General features: G+C 58.7%; 11 protein-coding genes and 8 pseudogenes. 14 read left to right on the top strand and 5 right to left on the bottom strand.

Translation table 11 applies throughout. The features are described 5' to 3' along the window. Positions 1-95: 95 nt before the first annotated feature. Together AC0L20_RS22035 and AC0L20_RS22030 are read left to right on the top strand one after the other, a co-directional pair. Positions 96-1412, top strand: a complete 1317-nt coding sequence (locus AC0L20_RS22035; RefSeq protein ID WP_317245344.1) for a M20 family metallopeptidase — start codon at positions 96-98, stop codon at positions 1410-1412. A 16-nt stretch (positions 1413-1428) separates the two neighbouring features. Next, positions 1429-1716: pseudogene (locus tag AC0L20_RS22030) on the top strand (transposase); the annotation flags it as partial. A 386-nt stretch (positions 1717-2102) separates the two neighbouring features. On the opposite strand, the pseudogene AC0L20_RS22025 reads toward AC0L20_RS22030, so the two are convergent. Beyond that, positions 2103-2549: pseudogene (locus AC0L20_RS22025) on the bottom strand (transposase). A gap of 896 nt (positions 2550-3445) precedes the next feature. On the opposite strand from AC0L20_RS22025, the pseudogene AC0L20_RS22020 reads away from it, so the two are divergent. Beyond that, a pseudogene (locus tag AC0L20_RS22020) lies at positions 3446-3684 on the top strand (IS256 family transposase); the annotation flags it as partial. 68 nt (positions 3685-3752) lie between these two features. On the opposite strand, the pseudogene AC0L20_RS22015 reads toward AC0L20_RS22020, so the two are convergent. Continuing rightward, positions 3753-3960, bottom strand: a pseudogene (locus AC0L20_RS22015) (IS66 family transposase); the annotation flags it as partial. Positions 3961-4336: 376 nt separating this feature from the next. Between AC0L20_RS22015 and AC0L20_RS22010 the strand changes: the two are divergent. Next, positions 4337-5713 carry an aspartate aminotransferase family protein gene (locus tag AC0L20_RS22010; protein ID WP_317245345.1) on the top strand — a complete coding sequence of 459 codons (1377 nt, stop codon included), beginning with the start codon at positions 4337-4339 and terminating at the stop codon, positions 5711-5713. Positions 5714-5906: 193 nt separating this feature from the next. Here AC0L20_RS22010 and AC0L20_RS22005 read toward each other — a convergent pair. Continuing rightward, a pseudogene (locus tag AC0L20_RS22005) lies at positions 5907-6534 on the bottom strand (DDE-type integrase/transposase/recombinase); the annotation flags it as partial. A 510-nt stretch (positions 6535-7044) separates the two neighbouring features. Here AC0L20_RS22005 and AC0L20_RS22000 point away from each other — a divergent pair. From AC0L20_RS22000 to AC0L20_RS21985, 4 genes and pseudogenes are all read left to right on the top strand, one after another. Continuing rightward, positions 7045-7473, top strand: coding sequence for a hypothetical protein (locus AC0L20_RS22000; protein ID WP_473292024.1), 429 nt, complete (start codon positions 7045-7047; stop codon positions 7471-7473). A 218-nt stretch (positions 7474-7691) separates the two neighbouring features. After that, positions 7692-8351 carry a cysteine hydrolase family protein gene (locus AC0L20_RS21995; protein ID WP_438745937.1) on the top strand — a complete coding sequence of 220 codons (660 nt, stop codon included), beginning with the start codon at positions 7692-7694 and terminating at the stop codon, positions 8349-8351. Positions 8352-8573: 222 nt separating this feature from the next. After that, positions 8574-9150: pseudogene (locus AC0L20_RS21990) on the top strand (transposase family protein); the annotation flags it as partial. A gap of 465 nt (positions 9151-9615) precedes the next feature. Continuing rightward, positions 9616-9837, top strand: coding sequence for a hypothetical protein (locus AC0L20_RS21985; RefSeq protein ID WP_438745935.1), 222 nt, complete (start codon positions 9616-9618; stop codon positions 9835-9837). 547 nt (positions 9838-10384) lie between these two features. Here AC0L20_RS21985 and AC0L20_RS21980 read toward each other — a convergent pair. Continuing rightward, positions 10385-10840, bottom strand: coding sequence for an Lrp/AsnC family transcriptional regulator (locus AC0L20_RS21980; protein WP_317245350.1), 456 nt, complete (start codon positions 10838-10840; stop codon positions 10385-10387). Positions 10841-10955: 115 nt separating this feature from the next. On the opposite strand from AC0L20_RS21980, the gene alr reads away from it, so the two are divergent. The 6 genes and pseudogenes from alr to AC0L20_RS21950 form a co-directional block, all read left to right on the top strand. Beyond that, positions 10956-12101, top strand: coding sequence for an alanine racemase (gene alr / locus AC0L20_RS21975; RefSeq protein WP_438746154.1), 1146 nt, complete (start codon positions 10956-10958; stop codon positions 12099-12101). 48 nt (positions 12102-12149) lie between these two features. Further along, positions 12150-13400 carry a D-amino acid dehydrogenase gene (locus tag AC0L20_RS21970; RefSeq protein WP_317245351.1) on the top strand — a complete coding sequence of 417 codons (1251 nt, stop codon included), beginning with the start codon at positions 12150-12152 and terminating at the stop codon, positions 13398-13400. A 238-nt stretch (positions 13401-13638) separates the two neighbouring features. Continuing rightward, positions 13639-13770, top strand: a pseudogene (locus tag AC0L20_RS21965) (helix-turn-helix domain-containing protein); the annotation flags it as partial. Next, the gene (locus AC0L20_RS21960; RefSeq protein ID WP_473292093.1) at positions 13771-14250 is read left to right on the top strand and encodes a LysR family transcriptional regulator; all 480 of its coding nucleotides are present in this window, start codon (positions 13771-13773) and stop codon (positions 14248-14250) included. Between the two features lie 86 nt (positions 14251-14336). Beyond that, a complete protein-coding gene (locus AC0L20_RS21955) occupies positions 14337-14759 on the top strand; it encodes a hypothetical protein (protein ID WP_473292017.1) in 423 nt (140 codons plus the stop codon). Between the two features lie 316 nt (positions 14760-15075). Continuing rightward, positions 15076-15222 (top strand): annotated as a pseudogene (locus AC0L20_RS21950) (SMEK domain-containing protein); the annotation flags it as partial. Between the two features lie 28 nt (positions 15223-15250). On the opposite strand, the gene AC0L20_RS21945 reads toward AC0L20_RS21950, so the two are convergent. Further along, positions 15251-15550, bottom strand: a complete 300-nt coding sequence (locus tag AC0L20_RS21945) for a hypothetical protein (protein WP_438745932.1) — start codon at positions 15548-15550, stop codon at positions 15251-15253. Positions 15551-16753: the final 1203 nt, after the last annotated feature.

The raw sequence follows: 16753 nt of genomic DNA, 5'->3' as shown, positions 1-16753 counted from the left end.
TCGGCGCATGACCGGCGGGGACTTATCCGGGCGCGTAGCATTAGCCTGATCACCCTGAGGTCGCTATCAACCGCAACGCTGAGAAACAAGGCCCTATGGAAACTCTCGAAGCTGCAGTCACAGCTGCCTGGGCGGCGATCGATCGTGAGCGGAGTTATGTGACGGAACTCACTCGAAAGCTTGTTCGGATTCCATCGGTGAATCCAAAGTTTCTGAAGGACCCGATCCAGAATCGCGAGGACGCGGCTCAAGACTTGATCGAATCGACGCTAAAGTCACTTGGAATGGCGATCGACCGATGGGACGTGTTCGCGGGCAGACCGAATGTCGTTGGTCAGCTAGCCGGCTCTGAGGAGCGCAGCCTACTCTTATGCGGCCACATCGACGTGGTGCCGATCGGCGAGCGAAGCGCATGGACGATGGATCCGTTCGGGGGCGAAATTAAAGACGGTAGACTTTACGGCCGCGGCGCCATTGACATGAAGAGCGGTGTAGCAGCCGCCATAGCCGCGGTCCGAGGCATCAAGGCCGCCGGTATCGAACTTGATGGTCGCGTTTCCATCCATTCCGTCATCGATGAGGAAGCTGGCGGCTTCGGCGCCATTGATGCGGTGGAGCGGGGTCATCTTGCCAAAGCAGCCATCATTACCGAGCCAAGCTGGGGCAATATCCTGATTTGTGAGGGTGGCTTAGAATGGATCCGCGTTACCATTATGGGTCGACAAGGCCATTCCGCTTGGCGCTACAATGAAATTTGGCCGCAGCGCGACGAGCCTGATCGGTCGGCGCGAGCTGTAAATGCGATCGATATTGCTGCACGATTTCTGGACGCTCTTAGACACTTCGAAAGCTCGCGATGTCGCTATCGCCAGCATCCGCTATTGCCGCCGGGCATGAACACAATAAACGTAGGCGCGATGCGCGCCGGTGCGGGCCTCGGGCTGGATGGGTTGCCGCTCGTCATGACGAATCCTGCAATTATCCCGGACGTCGCGGTCATCGACCTCGACTACAAATTTCTTCCAAACCAAACGAAGGAAGATGTGCGGTCCGAGTTTGAAGCTTTTGTGCACCACTTCTGTCAGCAGGACCTCTGGCTCCAGCATAACCCGATCAAGGTCCAGTGGGAACTCAGCGGCCTGCATTTCCCGCCGATGAATACGCCATCCGATCATCCGATTGCACAGTCGCTTCTCAGGCGCCGAGCCCAACTCGGCGGCAAGCCGAAGATCACCGGATTCATCGCTGTCGCCGACTGCGCGCATTACGCCGGCGCGGGGGTGGACAGCATGATCTACGGCGCCTCTGGCGACGGTCTTCACAGTAGTGACGAGTACGTAGTCATCGCCTCGTTGGAGGAGACAACGAAAACTCTGGCCGCCGGAATAATCGACTGGTGCGGAATCAGATGAGTACATTTCTGGCCGAAAAACGTGCGAGCAGCGTTGCTGGGTAGACAAGACCGCGAATGCGATCGCCACGTTGCCGACGAGCCAGCAACCGAAGGCCAAACGCGCGTTGCAGGAGATCTGGATGGCCAAGATTAAGGCCGCGGCCGAGCTGGCGTTCGACGCGTTCATCGAGAGCTACACGCCGAAATACGAGAAGGCGGCCGACTGCCTAAGCAAGGATCGGCACACGCTACTGGCGTTCTACGACTTCCCGGCCGAGCACCGGAAACACCTGCGGACGACGGATGAGATGGACAAGCGATTTCTCTGCCGAGCCGAGGACTGCGAAAGTCGCTGCTAGTCCATTCTTTTGTTCGGTCGCGCTGCGGGCCATTCTTCCGTCCCGGCGACCGATCTCGCAGCCGCCGCGGGCAGGCGGTGAAGGCTGATCGCACTTGCGGCCACCGCACGGGCTTGGCCTTGACCGGCCAGAGCACGACGGCACGCGGGCGTGGAACGGGACTGCATTCCAGGCGTGGCTCGACCTTGCCGTCAGCCGCGATTATGGTTCTCCGGCGTGAGCGACCTCATGGCGAAGCGTAACGCGTCCGCTGCAAGCGTCACCGGACTGCCTATTTTCTCCCGCCGGATTGAGGCGCCCGCGTGCCGGTTTTTGGCGTCTCTCGTAGCTTTGCTCCGCCTGGGCAGCAATCAACATGTCGCGGTCGCGCAGCGCCTTGATGTTGTAGGCATAGGCTGGGCCGGGACGGCTACCTTTTTGTTGTGGATTTCCGGCTCGAAGTTGCACCACGCAGGTCTTGTCGGCGACCAGCGCTGGGCGCGCCCATAGGTAATGAGCACAGTGGGCTTGCGAGCCACGGCGACCGCGGCGATCTGACGGCCCCGCCGGGCGCGGATGCACACGAAAAAAGCATGCAGAGAACCGGGCGCGTTGGCCGCCGCCCAGGCCGCCTCGACCAGCGTGGCGCGCGCATGACTACGCCCGATCTTGCTGATACGGCCGTGGTGGGCCGCTCCCAGCCCGGACTACCGCACCCGCGGGTTCAGCCCGCAATAGCTCACCAGCTTCTGCGGGCTGTTGGAGCGGCAGACGTCGCTGATCGCCGCCAGGATGCCGGCAGCGACCGCCAGATTCACCCGGTTATCGTGATCAATCTATTGACCGCGGAATCCTCGATTGCGTCCTGCGCGATCTGCCGGTCGAGTAGCATAGGCCTTCCGCCAGCCAGTCAACCGCTCGCGGACGTGCCGATCGATGGCCGCTCGCTCATCGTCCGGCAGCTGTTGAGCAGCCAACCACGCCCGGCCGCGAGCGTAGAAAGGATCGGCATGTGGGAACTTTGGGATCAGGTGTGCGTGCAGGATCGAACACACCTCGTTCTTGAGCCGCGTAATGCCGCACGTTCTGGTAGCGCCGCGCCACCAGCCTGCGCTTGCGTTCGGTCTCCGCGTCTGTCCATATCTGCCGTAGGTATCTCGCCGCCTGCAGACTGGCGAGCGTGCCAGCATCGATCTTATCGGTCTGGACGTGAGCCTGGGCGATCGCCTTCAGCTGCAACGGATTGGATAATCAGCCGCGCCACGAACGGCGCCAGCACTCGCGAGACCGCAATGATGTTGCCGGTCGCATTCGCGCACTATCTCTTCACTGGCCAGCAGCAGGCGTCTTGCCAAATCCCTCAGCGCGGTCCGCGTCATATCAACTCGGCCGGCATGGCGGAGCCAGCCGTTCTCCCAAGATACCACCTCCTCGAAGGTTCGGTAGACATCAATCCAACTTACCCCTTTGCAATTGCACCTCCTGCCAGACGCGTGAGCGGCGGGCGACACGACAACTACGGATTCGCGCTCTCGGCCCAACCGGGCGAGCCGCAGAGGCGGACAGCTACTAACTTGAGCTCTCGGCTCATCGTGTGTATCGGCCTGCCCGCACATCGTGCTGCGGTGCCTCTGTCCCGATGGTCGCACGCACCATACGCCACGATGTCGAATACCGCAGCGGAACGATGCCACCGAGAAATCTCATACCGGTTACCAATCCCATTGAAAGCACCTTCGCTACCTGCGACACCGCACGATCCGATCGAAGGGACTGCCTGTCCAACAGGACGGCGCTCGTGATGGTCTTCAAACTGCCTGAAGCCGCGCAGAAAAGCTGGCGCCGTCTCGATGGCCACAACCAATTTCCAAAACTCGTTCTCGGGTGACATTCAACGACGGGATCGAGGTCATCGACAAACCGACTGACCGTCAGCTCATAACCGCCGCAGCCCGACCAGCCAGGCCGTCACCACAATTTTGCGACAGCTCGCGCGCTGGAACTGCTTGGCGGCAGAGCTGATGCGGGACGCCGCAGTCAGAGCCTGCGAGGACTGTATTCTTCCGGTTGAGCGTGATCGGGGCGGATTGAGCGCGCGACTGCGTTGCTATCGAGCTCGATGTGGCCAGCACCGATAAAGCGCGTCAGCCCCTCCCAGCGTGAGAGCGCGTAACGGATGGGCATCACCAGCTTGCCCTTTTGGCTGATCACCGCAAGCTTTGCGCGCAGCTACCGGTCGAAAGCTTTCCCGTGCCGACCCTTGGGCTGCTGGACGAGACGGCTCCGTACCTTGCCCAGCCCTTGGGAGAAGAAGTGAGCGTGTAGCCGAGCAGCCTGCCCGAGCACGTTCACGTTTGCTGCCGGGTCTCCGAGCTCGACGTGCTCTCAGCTGAGTACCGCGCCATCGTTGTGGCGCAACTACCAACCCTGGCTGGGATGGGCCTCTTTTCGCAACATCAGAGTTCGTTATTGTCGAACGTAACGCCCAACAAGAATCCGAACTTTCGGCGGCAGCAAGCAGCCCACCATAGAGCCACAGGTGGGGCACTTATCGCCATAGAATGTGCCTCGACGCCTTTTCATGCAAAGTAGCAGAGGAAACAGAATGTTCGACAGATCGAACGAACTCGGCGCCTGGGACCGCGATCACCTCTTCCACCCAGCTACGCAAGCTGGCGCCCATGCGCGAGGTGAAATCCAAACGCGCGTGATCACCGGGGGTAAAGGAGTCTACATCACAGATAAGTCTGGCAGAACCAGCCTTGACGCCTTTGCGGGTCTTTTTTGTGTGAATGTCGGATATGGCCGCCGGAAGATCGCGGAAGCGATTGCAAAGCAGGCGAACGAACTCGCCTATTACCACGCATTTGTCGACCACGGCACAGAAGCCCCGATCACACTATCCAAGATGATCATCGATCGCGCGCCGGCGGGCATGAGTCGCGTTTTTTTCGGTCTATCAGGCTCGGACGCGAACGAGACAAATATCAAACTGGCGTGGTACTACAATAATGTGCTTGGCCGGTCGGAGAAGAAGAAGATTATCTCCCGCTGGCGCGGCTATCACGGCTCAACGGTCATGACGGGCTCGCTGACAGGCCTTGAACTGTACCACAACGCCTTTGATCTACCGCGCGCGCCGATTCTCCACACTGAAGCCCCGTACTATTTTCGTCGCGCTGATACGACTATGAACGAGGAGCAGTTCGCCCAGGCCTGTGTCGACAAGCTTGAGGACATGATTGTAGCCGAGGGTGCCAATACAATCGCGGCGTTCATCGGGGAGCCGATCCAAGGTGCTGGCGGCATAATTCCGCCGCCCACCGGCTACTGGTCGAAGGTGCAGTCCGTGTTGAAAAAATACGACATTCTACTCATCGCGGATGAAGTCGTCTCCGGATTCGGCCGCCTAGGGAGGATGTTTGGCTCCGATCACTACGATATCAGACCGGACCTGATCACAATTTCAAAAGGCCTGACCTCCGCGTACGCGCCTCTCTCCGGCGTCATCGTTTCGGACAAAGTTTGGCAAGTTGTCGTGAAAGGCTCCGACCAACTCGGTACTATCGGCCATGGCTGGACTTGTTCCGCTCATCCTATCTGCGCAGCGGCTGCCATTGCTAATCTCGAGCTAATCGATGAAATGGGCCTGATCGCGAATGCCCGCGATACTGGAGCCTATCTCCGGTCTGCATTGGCTGAGACGCTGGGCAATCATCGAAACGTCGGCGAGGTGCGCGGCGACGGGCTCATGGCGGCGGTGGAATTTGTCGAGGATAGGGATAACCGCATCTTCTTCGATCCGTCCAAAAAAGTGGGGGAGCAGGTCGCTGCCGCGCTGCTTGAGCGCGGCGTCATCGGCCGCGCCTTGCCGCAGGGCGACATTCTCGGGCTCGCGCCACCGTTGTGCTTAACAAGGCACGAAGCCGATATCATCGTCGAGAGCATGGTGGATGCAGTCAATGCTGTGTTTGTCAGTTGATCGAGAACCAGACAGCGGTCCTTTTTAAGAACTATCGAAACGCGCCTCACAGCCGTGCCCTTCTCCGTCGCTGGTACTGGAACGGAATATCACTTTCATAGCGGCCTGGTGCGAGGCGGCATTGGGGAAAGCAATTCGCGCTGCAAAAGGAGGGGAAGGGATCGCACCGACGATCTCGCGATTGCCAGGCGGGGGCGTCGTTGAGATCGGAGAACAGGGTCTCGTTGAGCATTTCGTCGCGCATCCGGCGGTTGAAACTCTCGGCTACCTCCTTGCACGGGGGGCATGCCGTTAGAGGTGAACTCGGTGCCACGGTCCGACTCGATCATTCCCGGCTTGCCGCGTTGCTGTGCAATTGCCCTCAGTTCGCGGGTCCACGCGCCGCCCTGGGATCGACGTCGCCGGAACGGCGCCCGGGCATTCCTTAGTGACGTCGTCGACAACGCTGAGGATGCGAATGCGCTGGCCCTCGGCGAACTGGTGTGAACAAAGTCCAGCACCAGCGTGCGTTGGGCTTGGCCTCCACCCAGGATCGGAGCGCGAGCCTCCCCGGCCCTGCGGCGAGCCCGCCGCATAGCCGGATCTGATTGATCCCCGACGGCGCGTCCTCCGGCCTCCCGTCCCAGCAGCATGAACAGCCGGCGGTAGCCAAAACGTAGCTGCTCGTTGGCGAGGTCACGCAGCCGGCCACGGAGAGCCACGTCCGAAGGACAGATGGAGCGATAGCGGATCATCTTCCGATCCGCGCCCACGATCGAGCACGCCCGCCGTTCCGACAGGCTATAGAGGGACTGCAGATGCGCGACCGCAGCGCGCTTCGCGCCTCTTTGCCGCCCTCCGTTTGCGGAAGAAACCCGCGACGTTCGCCCTTCAAGAATCTCGATCCGGACCTCGTTCTCGCCTTTCTCGATGAGCTCGAGGAGAGCCAATTCACCAATCCTCGCGCTGAGCCACCTATCGAAATAGGTAGTGTAACGATCCTGAACAATGCTTTAGCAACATGCGACTGAAAGGTGCTCCGGTGTTAAACGCAACAGCGCGTAGCAATGCAACGAAGAACGCGGTTGACCTACTACACGTCGCTAGGGTCATTCGGCATTATGATGTTGCCGCGTCCCAAAGAGGCATAAAGCTTTCGCTGGGGGATGACTTTAGAGAATACGTCTCGATCACTCAATCGACTCCGACCAAGGGGCCTACATCTCCAGTTTTTCGGCCTGACCGCTCTCCAATTGAATCCGGGGAAGGATTTTGGGTCGTTGGTCGTGACAAGGGCAACGAAGTTGCGGTTTTGCAGGCAGTTCGGCTTTACGACCTTTCAAGCAGTAACCTTGCAGAACACCTTGAATCTCTTAAGGCGTTTTACGCGTCGCCAACCCAACATGCGCATCCTCACGAAATGCGTATCTATTGCAGAAGGTGCAAAGAGAATGACCGGGAAAGTCGCCTACCACGGAGATGTGTGGGTGCGCAGAGACTACCGAGGGGCTGGTATGACAAGTATTTTAGCAGGACTCGCTTTTGGCGTGTCTTTTGCTATATGGGCTCCTGATTTCGTGTGTGCACTCGTGGCGCACTGGGCGATCTATAAGGGCGTGGTCTCACGATACGGATATACGCATCAAGAGAGAGGCGGCTCAGCACTACAGCTCGTGGAAGAGGGAATTGTCGACGACGATTGGCTGGTTTGGCTCACCGGCGACGAGCTGAGAAGCCGCATAGTCTCCGAAGAGAAAGCCGATCTGGGGTTAGGGTTGTAGTCAAGCCGCTGTTGGCTTGCCTCTGCTACGCGCGATGCAGTTGCTAAGGGACCGGCGCGATTGCCGCTTGCGAGCATCAAATCTGCTCCATCACGCTCTCGGCGTCTGCTGGACCAACATACGACTTGTCGGGTGTTTCGATGGTTCTTTCCCGGCGTTGCCACAGCGTAATAGATAACCTTGATCTCTGCTATTTGACCACTGCGAGGATGAGAAGTATGTCAAAAACACAATGCCCGGCCACGCGAGAGATTCCACTCGATCCGAGGAAGTCTGCGCTACTGTTCATCGACGTGCAAAACTTTTGCGTGCACCGTGATGGCGGTGAGTTCAAGAATGTGTCTGACACGGAGCTTGCAGCCAAGTATGGCTATTATTTCGATCGTCTGAGTACCATTGCGGTACCCAACATGCAGCGGTTGCAGGCGGCATTTCGTAGAACGGGCATAGAAGTGCTCTACACAACTATCGAAAATTTGACCAAAGACGGTCGAGATCGTGGGCTGAACTACAAGATCTTAGGCTTTCACGTGCCGAAGGGAGCATGGGACGGGAAAGTTATTGATCAGATCGCCCCCGGCGATGATGAAATCATACTGCCGAAAACGTCATCGAGTGCGTTCGTGTCCACTCAAATCGACTATTTGCTGCGCAATCTAGGGGTTAGGCAACTCGTGCTGGCGGGGGTCGTTACTGACGAGTGTGTCGAGTCTGCGGCGCGAGATGCCTGCGATCGCGGCTACCTCGTCACTCTCGTGCCAGATGCGTGTGCCACTTACAGCCAGCAGCGCCACGAGAACAGTTTGCGAGTCAGTGCAACTTATAGCCGCTTGGTCTCCACAGAAGCCCTAATTAAGGAGATCGGTGGCGCATTTTAGTCAGAGGCACCGACCAATAAGTGCCTTCGAGGAGGAATGCAGAGCGGTACCCTCGCAAAGTAGTTGATGGGGACGCGGATCGCGTCTGGCGTGCATCGAGGCAGCTAAAAAGACGACCAAGCCGGGAATGATGTTAGAGCTGGCTCCGGAAATCTGGACAGGGCGATAAGTCGAGTTTCTGCCTGACGGCGGGCAGGATTGTCCCACGAATCAGGAGAGACGATGAGCAAACGAGCCCGCCGGCACGACGCACCGGCATTCAAGGCCGACGTGGTGTTAGCCGTGACGCTGGCCCAGCTGGCAGAGCATCGACGTGCACCCGAACCAGATCGCGCAGTGAAAGTCCCCAGCTTCAGGAAGCGGCGGCCGCGGTATTTGGCCCTGCAGGAGGCAACAGAACGACCGAGCCTGCCGTAGACGTGACAACGCGGCACGGCAAGATTGGGGAGCTGACGCTGGAGTACGATTTTTAGAAGGCGCCCGCAGCAAAGCTTGCTGAGCGCCAAGCGATGATCGCCGTGAGCACGACCTGCCAATCACGAAACAGGCGGAAGTTCTGAAGATCAGCCGTGGCAGTGTCGATTATCTACCACGTCCGGTATCGCCCGCCGACCTCGCGATCATGCAACGTCGACCGGCTGCATTTGGATGTCCTTTCGCCGGTTCGCGAATGTTGCGAGAACTGCTGGCTGCCGAACGGTGCAAGATCGGCCGCCGGCATGCCACAACGCTGATGCGGCGGATGGGGATAGAGGCGCTCTACCTCCGGCCGCGGACCACTAGGCCCGAATCCGAGCACATGACTTGAGAAATAGGCGCTTCCCGGCGATCGATGAGAGTTAGAGAATTGATCTAACCGTCGCGATTGCTTTTCGTTCTCGCGCACACTTTTGGAGAGGAGGCACCGAACCGAGACCCACGAAGGCAAGTCACGCGCACAGGCGACTACTAGCGTTGATAGGTTCGTGGATTCGGACTCTCAGCTATTCAGGAGAGGCTGTTATGTTGGACCACGTGCAACGCGAATGCGTGCCGCCTCAGGTGCGACGAGGCGTTCGTTGCGCTCGTACTTTGACCCATACGCGACTTCACAGTTCGTCTCCGCGTATTTCTTCCCCATCAAACGGGGGGCGTGCAACTACATCATCCAGGCGGGAGACTCCCAGCTTTCGTTCAGGTTCTTGAGCCCAAGAGCGGTGATCAACCAGCAGCTCCGGAACATGCACCCCACCCGATCTGTTGCCAACATCAGGAGAGGTATGTGATGAGTGAATTCGTCGATCCCCTGTGTCGCTCTACCGCGTCTATCGTCTTTGTTGGTAGGAATCAGCAAGGTAACTGGGTCGTTCGAGAGAAGAACGGCGCGTTCGGCGGCCTGTTTGTGGACCGCGCCCAAGCCATCAAATTCGTGCTAAAGAGCGGGCATTCTGAGGGCGTCATCGAAATGTCGCCCGAACTCGAGTTCAATACTGCCGCCGAACCGTAAATCGCCTAATCGAGGGGGCGCGGAGGATCACTCCGACTGCGTGGAAGGATCGTGCGACTAAATTTGCAGCAGCGAGAGCAAGTGCCAAACAGCAAAGCAGGCTGCGAGTGAAATTGGGTCACGAACTTCCCCAGAGTCAAAGCCAACAGATAAAGTCGGACCCGATTTTACTCCCGCGTCCTTTTAGGCATATGAGGGGACTCACACGAATCTGGCCCCGACAGAATACTTATATCCCACGTCTTACCTGCCTCGACGCAAGGGAAAAGAAGTACTGCATCTGCACGAGGCATTCGCCCGGGAATCCCGCGGAGTGCCAAAGGCATAGGACGATACCTCTGCCATTAGTCGATGCCGGCCTGTCGGAGGATCGTGCCCGGGTCGTACGGTTCATTGATCAGATGCCGATCACGACGACTGATAAGATCATTCGGAAAAGTCTACCGCCAAATGGCCGAAGACGAAGCTCGAACGGAAAGCAACAGAGCGACCGTTTCTGGGCCATTGGGAGCTGCCAAGATTGCGGCCTTACCGCGCAAAGCACATGTCAGCGTCGGCCCTTTGGCCGGTTCGCAAGTACGTTTCTAATCGAAAAGCTGGAATGAATACGTGAGATGCCTGGAAGCGTCGAGAGGATCTCCTTGTGAATCCGCTCAAACTCGACAGCATTGGCCGCTTCCACCCGCAGGAAGTAATCCGCTCCCCCGGTCATGAGGTAGCACTCTTGTATCTCCGGATATTTGCGTACCGCAGCCTCAAATTTATTGAGATACTCTACTGTCTGCCGTTCCAACGTAATGTTGATCAGAACGGCAAGACCTTGCGAGTCGGCACCCGTCTCGACGAGTGCCGTGTACCCGCGGATGACGCCTGCCTTCTCGAGCAGCTTGATCCGTCTCAGACACGCCGAAGGAGAAAGCCCAACTTCCTCCGCCAGATTGACATTGCTCGCCCGGGCGTTCACGCGGAGCGCGCGCAAGATATTGCGATCTATGCTATCCATCGCGCTGTACGATTTATTCGAGAAGTTAGTAGATTGTTTGAATTTGTAGCATTCCTCGAATAATCAAGCAAGGAACGCCCGGCACTTGCTCGAATATTGCGCTAACCCTTTCCTCATGGAAAGCCAGGAGACATTGGGCCGGACTGCTTCGAGGGCGGTGTTGGACGGGAAAGCGCAGGGCCTTCCGGGCTACATGACCGTCGATTTGGCCGCATTGCGCCGCAATTTTCAGCTCATTGCATCGATCGCGAATCCAGCTCGCGTGGCGGGAGTGGTGAAAGCCGATGCCTACGGCCTGGGTGCCATCCAAGTGGCGAGGTCTTTGCTTGCAGCCGGCTGCAAGCACTTCTTCGTGGCACATGCGGCGGAAGCTATTGTGTTGCGACCTCATCTTCCGGGGGACGTGCAGCTCTTCGTGCTGAACGGTCTATTGCCCGGCGCAGAGGCTGCTTGCGCGTCTGCCGCTGTCATACCGGTGATCAACTCCTTAAGCCAGCTTCACGGATGGCGCGCTCAGGCCCGCATGGAGCGTAGGCGTCTTCCTGCCGTTCTGCAGTTCGACACTGGCATGTCACGGCTCGGATTGGCGCCCGCCGAGCGCGCTGCGGTGCGCATGGAAATAGCGCAATCGCCGGAGCTCGAGATTCTCTACGTCATGAGCCATCTCGCCTCCGCAGATGAGCCTACCAAAGCGCAAAACGCCGCGCAGCTCGCAGAGATGCAGATCGTGATAAAGGAATTCGGGCCGATACCGTCCTGCTTCGCCAACTCCGCTGGCGTGCTGATGGGAAAGGACTATCACGGCTCTCTCGTTCGCCCAGGGATCGCGCTCTATGGCGGTGCGCCGCAGGTAAACGCTGTAAATCCGATGGAGCCCGTCGTGAGCCTCTCTATCGCAGTTGCGCAGACCCGCACGGTTCCGGGTGGTGCCATGGTCGGCTATAGTGGAACGCACGTAACCCACGACTGCACCCGGCTTGCCACACTTTGCGCCGGCTATGCCGACGGGCTCCCACGCAGCTTGAGCGGTCGCGGAGCTGTCTACTTCGGCGGTCAACGTCTGCCCATCGTGGGGCGAGTCTCGATGGACAGCATGACCGTCGACATCTCCGATTTGCGGGATGGCGCGCTCGATTTCGGAAGCTTGGTCGAAGTGATCGGTCCTCATCAGACGCTCGAAATGCTGGCGACTGACGCCGGCACGATCTCCTACGAGATCCTCACCGGCCTCGGTCATCGCTTCCAAAGAAGCCATTGCTGAACTTGTCCCCAGTCAAACAGCATCATCTGGCAGAACATTGGAGCAGATATGAAAGTCACCGTTTTAGGCGCGGGCGTTATCGGCGTCACAACCGCATTTCAACTTGGAAAGTTCGGGCACGAAGTGGTTGTTCTTGACAGACAGCCGGGTCCAGCGCTGGAAACGAGTTTCGCGAACGCGGGGGAGGTTTCCTTCGGCTACTGTTCGCCCTGGGCTGCCCCCGGAATCCCAACGAAGGCCATCAAGTGGATGCTCATGCGGCATGCACCATTAATCCTTCGGCCAAAGCTTGATGCGGCCATGCTCTCCTGGCTCCTCCGCATGTTGTCCAACTGCACGGCGAGCCGATATGCGCTCAACAAGGGAAGGATGCTGCGCCTAGCCGACTACAGTCGCATGGCGCTTGCCGAGGTGAGAGGGGAGGCCTCCCTGAACTATGACGAGCGCATGCAGGGAACCCTGCAGCTGTTCCGAACTCAGCAGCAGCTCGATGCATCAACTAAGGACGTGAAGGCTCTTGCGGCAGACGGCATCCCTTTCCAGGTACTGGATCGCGATGGTTGTGTTCGGGCTGAACCCGCGTTACGCTACGTTCGCGACCGCATAGTGGGAGGACTTCTGACTCCGAAAGACGAGACCGGCGACTGCTTCAAGTTCACCAATGCGCTGGAGCAAAGAGCCTCAGCATTGGGCGTTGACTTCCGTTACGGACATATCATCAATGGACTGGACATCGATGCCGGCCAGGTGCGTGGTGTGATCACCGATCGCGGGACTATTCGCTCGGACGCAGTAGTTGTCGCATTAGGGAGCTATTCACCTCTTCTCCTCAAGAAGATCGGAATCAAGCTGCCAGTCTATCCTGTCAAAGGATACTCGCTGACAATTACAATCACCGACGTTTCCCGTGCCCCCGAATCGACGGTCATGGATGAGACATACAAGATTGCAATTACCCGTCTGGGAGATCGAATTCGTGTCGGCGGGATGGCTGAAATCTCGGGCTACACCAATGACCTCGTCGAAGCGCGTCGACGGACCCTGGAGTGTTCCGTGATGGATCTGTTCCCTGGCGGAGATCCCAAGAGCGCATCCTTCTGGTCAGGCCTTCGACCCATGACCCCAGACGGCACACCAATCATCGGCGGGACCAGGATCAGAAATCTCTTCTTGAACACCGGGCATGGCACTCTCGGTTGGACGATGAGCTGCGGCTCCTCTCGGGTCATAGCGGACCTTGTCTCGGGAAGAAAACCCGACATCGAAGCTGAGGATCTCGGACTAGAGCGTTACGAATAGTTCTGCGCCAAAGGAGCGAGCCACGAGAAGGCGAGGCTCCCAACGGACGCATCATCATCGCGTGGAAATTATGCCATCATGGACGAGCGGGGAATCCCAGCAAGCAGCAGGTTTGCCAATTGATCCGCCCCGTCGGGGCCATCGGAATAGTATCGCGGACGAGGAGGCGCTGAAGCAGTGCAAGCAAGGCTCCTTTCAAGAGAACTCTTAGTCAGAGGCAACCCCCGTAGGGTTCGACGTGCCAGTGGAATTTCGAGCTCTGCGCTGGGCGATCGTCGCATCCCAGCATCGCAGCCTTCGCCAGGCGGCAGAGACACTCAGAATCAAGCAGCCGACGCTTAGTCGCTCTCTTCGAAATCTCGAGCACGCCTTGGGCAGCAAGATCTTCCAGCGCACGAACGGCGGCACGCAACCAACCATTGAGGGTGAGGAATTCATCGAGGATGCCCGGCGCATCGTAGGCGCAACTGACGCAATGACCGCTCGCCTCAAGATCCGCTCGCGTGGCGAGAGTGGTCGGTTGATCATCGGCATTCACACCTCCCTCTCAGCTGGCAATCTCCGGGCCACTCTCCTCGAGCATCGGCAGCGCTTTCCCCATGTCGAGAGACAATTGGTCGACGGAGCGAGCGACCATCTGATCTCGGATCTCGCCAGTTCCGCTATTGACGTCGCCTTCGCGGCCGAGTCCGCTCCAAGATGGAGCGGCAAGTCATTGTTGCTCTGGAGCGAACGCGTCGTCGCCGCCCTCCCCGCGAACCATCCGCTGACATGTCATGATGTGGTTCACTGGGGTAAACTGAGGCGCGAACCGCTTTTGATTCGCCGACGAGCTGCCAAAATGGCGTGATGATCCCAAGCGGCCGATCGAAACCGCCGAGACATCGCTGACGTCCCGGCTCTGCGCTCATATGAATAGCGCAACGAGGAAGTCTGGTGGATGGGATTTTCTCCAGTTTCATATCGAGGAGCCTGACGAAATCGTCGGTAGGCGAAAGGTCCTTGGTTCCGGCCCCCAGCGCAGCGACGATCTGGATCGAAGGCCGCGAATACTCGCAGTATTCGTCTCTCGTTCCTATCGAATGCAAGCGCCTGCCCATCCCCGCCAGCGCAACCCGCGATGACCGCGAGTACCTTTATAGCGCTCATTCCTCGACTGGTGGCGTTCAACGTTTCAAAGCTGCCCATCACGGTGCCGCTCACGCGATCGGCGCCATGATTGGATACATCCAGTCTCGTGAATTGACTTCTGGGACGCAGATTCGCGCCTGGCTTCAGGGGTTGGTCGCAACTCCGGTCGATGGGTGGAGTCTGAATGATGAGCTCCGCATCACTAAGCGCGATACGGCGGCAAGGTGAGCGCTGCTGGAATCTATGCACCAGCGAAACGGAGGCCTTCCAGATATACAACTTCATCACCTCTGGATCGACATGGCTGCCCCCGTCAGAGGGCACGACGCACTCGGCACAGCCTGCCCTGTCGAGCTGACCGCATGACATTGCTTTCCCTCTTCCCTGTCGTCCATCGCGATCCGAGCCTGAGAGCGCTAAGCGCTCATATTGATTCACGACGAAGCTGAGATCGAGAGCGGGACTACACATGCTCACACGGGGGTATTTCATTGGCGAGATCGTAGACGCCCTGAGCGACGTTGCGGACTAGGTCTCGACCCGCGGTCGCCTTGGCCTAACCGACCTCAACAAGCACGCGGAGGACTTCTTCAAGACGATCCTCAACCATCTTCTTTCGATCTCGCTCGTCAATCTCAACACCGATCGCAGCAATGAACCGGGACTTCTGGTGGTGGCTTCTCGCTCATGATCCCATCACCCGGCCGGAGCCTCGACAGTCAGGCGGGTTCATATAGGCTCGGAAACCGGCCAGATCCTCGTCGCTCGGATTCTCGGCCTCGGGAATGCACCGGATGGTCTCGGCGATGTCGCGACGCGTGACGTAGCTGATGATCGCGCCACCATTGCTCAGCTTCGTACTCCATCGAGCCGCACCAGCGGTTGGGACGGGCAAGGCCCGGCGCGAACGCAATGGGCTTCTTGTTGCCCTTCTTGCTCACCTCGTGCTTCGCGAGCGCCACCCGGATGAACTCAAGCGTGGTGAAGCCCATCTCCGTCCGCCGCAGGTCGATGCGCATCTGCTCGACAAGTTCGGGCCGCTCCTGGGCATCTCGCAATTGGGGCGCGCAGTTCGCGATCGTACTGGCGATATCCCAAGTCTCGGTCGAGATGGGCAGCCTTGAGATCGATTCCCGCATTCTCGGCGAGCTTGATAACCTCTTCGCAGCGCTGACGCCACGTCCGCAATAACGTAGGCGGCATAGATCCACATCGGCGAGAGCGCGCCCAACAGCGCGATCTTCCCACGCGGAGGTTCCCGATGAGTGAGTGGTCGCACCGGGCCAGCAGATACGTTTCAACGGCGCGGCACGCGACCCGTTGTAAGTCCTGTCGCACGTTGGGGTTGTATGCCGGACCTCGGCGAGGCGCGGTGTATTCGGTCGCGCGCATGAGCTGGTGCGCTTAGTATGACGCGCATCACTCCCACAGGAACAACGCCGGTGCGTCCCGTTCGCGCGATCACGGCGCGAGCGCGCCATCTAGATTGCGCCTGCGCCTGTTTCTGGGCCGGCAACTTTGTCGATTTCAAGCAAGGGTGCAGGCACCATCCGCGAAATCGCTCGTCTGCGGCGACCTGACTGTCTAGAGGGGCACGCGACTACGAGAGGTCTGGCGCGGTGAAGTCCGCCGTTTCTTTCGTTCGGTACGCCAGACTGCGACACAGGATGTCCCCGCGGTTGACGCGGCATGCGGTTCTTCGTCCCGTTTGTCATGCGGCATAGCAGGGCCGTTTCGACCGGACATCCCGACCACGCGAGCAAGTGCGGGCGATGTGCAGTCGCAGAGAGAAGCAAGCTGGAGTATGCAGATTAGCAGCGAGCGCCGGAAAACACCGAGCTCAAGTCGATGAAGCTGAGGTGGACGCGCAGCTGAGCCCAAGCGAAGCTCAGCGGACCAGAAAGATAACGATTCAACTTTCAGACAGCATTTTCCAGCGACTTGAAGCCGCGACTGACCGCCCGGGGATGCGCGAGAGGGTCGTCGCCCAGGCGGCTCTTGTGCGCTTCCTAGATCGGGCCGCCTAGGGATGCTTTTGTTTACACCGCCATCGATCGGAATGAGCAGGTGCTCAACTTCTGCATTTCGGGTGGGCTTTCCTCGTCCATTGCGGGACGGGGTGAATCTCGAGCAATGGCCGGCAAAGGAAGGACACTATCCCTCAATCCCCCTTGGCTAAAGAGTTAAATTGGAAGTCTCAGATTGCACTCAAGCGCAAGTCG

The sequence above is a fragment of the Bradyrhizobium sp. Kon58 genome, from assembly GCF_055807455.1.
Note: the sequence above shows the minus strand (reverse complement) of the source record. Positions and strands in the feature narration are given on the sequence as shown.

Excerpts from the sequence above, each read along its gene's own strand:
- AC0L20_RS21970 (WP_317245351.1), top strand. The coding sequence starts at position 12,150 with ATGAAAGTCACCGTTTTAGGCGCGGGCGTTATCGGCGTCACAACCGCA.
- AC0L20_RS22010 (WP_317245345.1), top strand. The coding sequence starts at position 4,337 with ATGTTCGACAGATCGAACGAACTCGGCGCCTGGGACCGCGATCACCTC.
- AC0L20_RS21985 (WP_438745935.1), top strand. The coding sequence starts at position 9,616 with ATGAGTGAATTCGTCGATCCCCTGTGTCGCTCTACCGCGTCTATCGTC.
- AC0L20_RS21995 (WP_438745937.1), top strand. The coding sequence starts at position 7,692 with ATGTCAAAAACACAATGCCCGGCCACGCGAGAGATTCCACTCGATCCG.
- AC0L20_RS21945 (WP_438745932.1), bottom strand. The coding sequence starts at position 15,550 with ATGCGCATCGACCTGCGGCGGACGGAGATGGGCTTCACCACGCTTGAG.
- alr (WP_438746154.1), top strand. The coding sequence starts at position 10,956 with ATGGAAAGCCAGGAGACATTGGGCCGGACTGCTTCGAGGGCGGTGTTG.
- AC0L20_RS22035 (WP_317245344.1), top strand. The coding sequence starts at position 96 with ATGGAAACTCTCGAAGCTGCAGTCACAGCTGCCTGGGCGGCGATCGAT.
- AC0L20_RS21980 (WP_317245350.1), bottom strand. The coding sequence starts at position 10,840 with ATGGATAGCATAGATCGCAATATCTTGCGCGCGCTCCGCGTGAACGCC.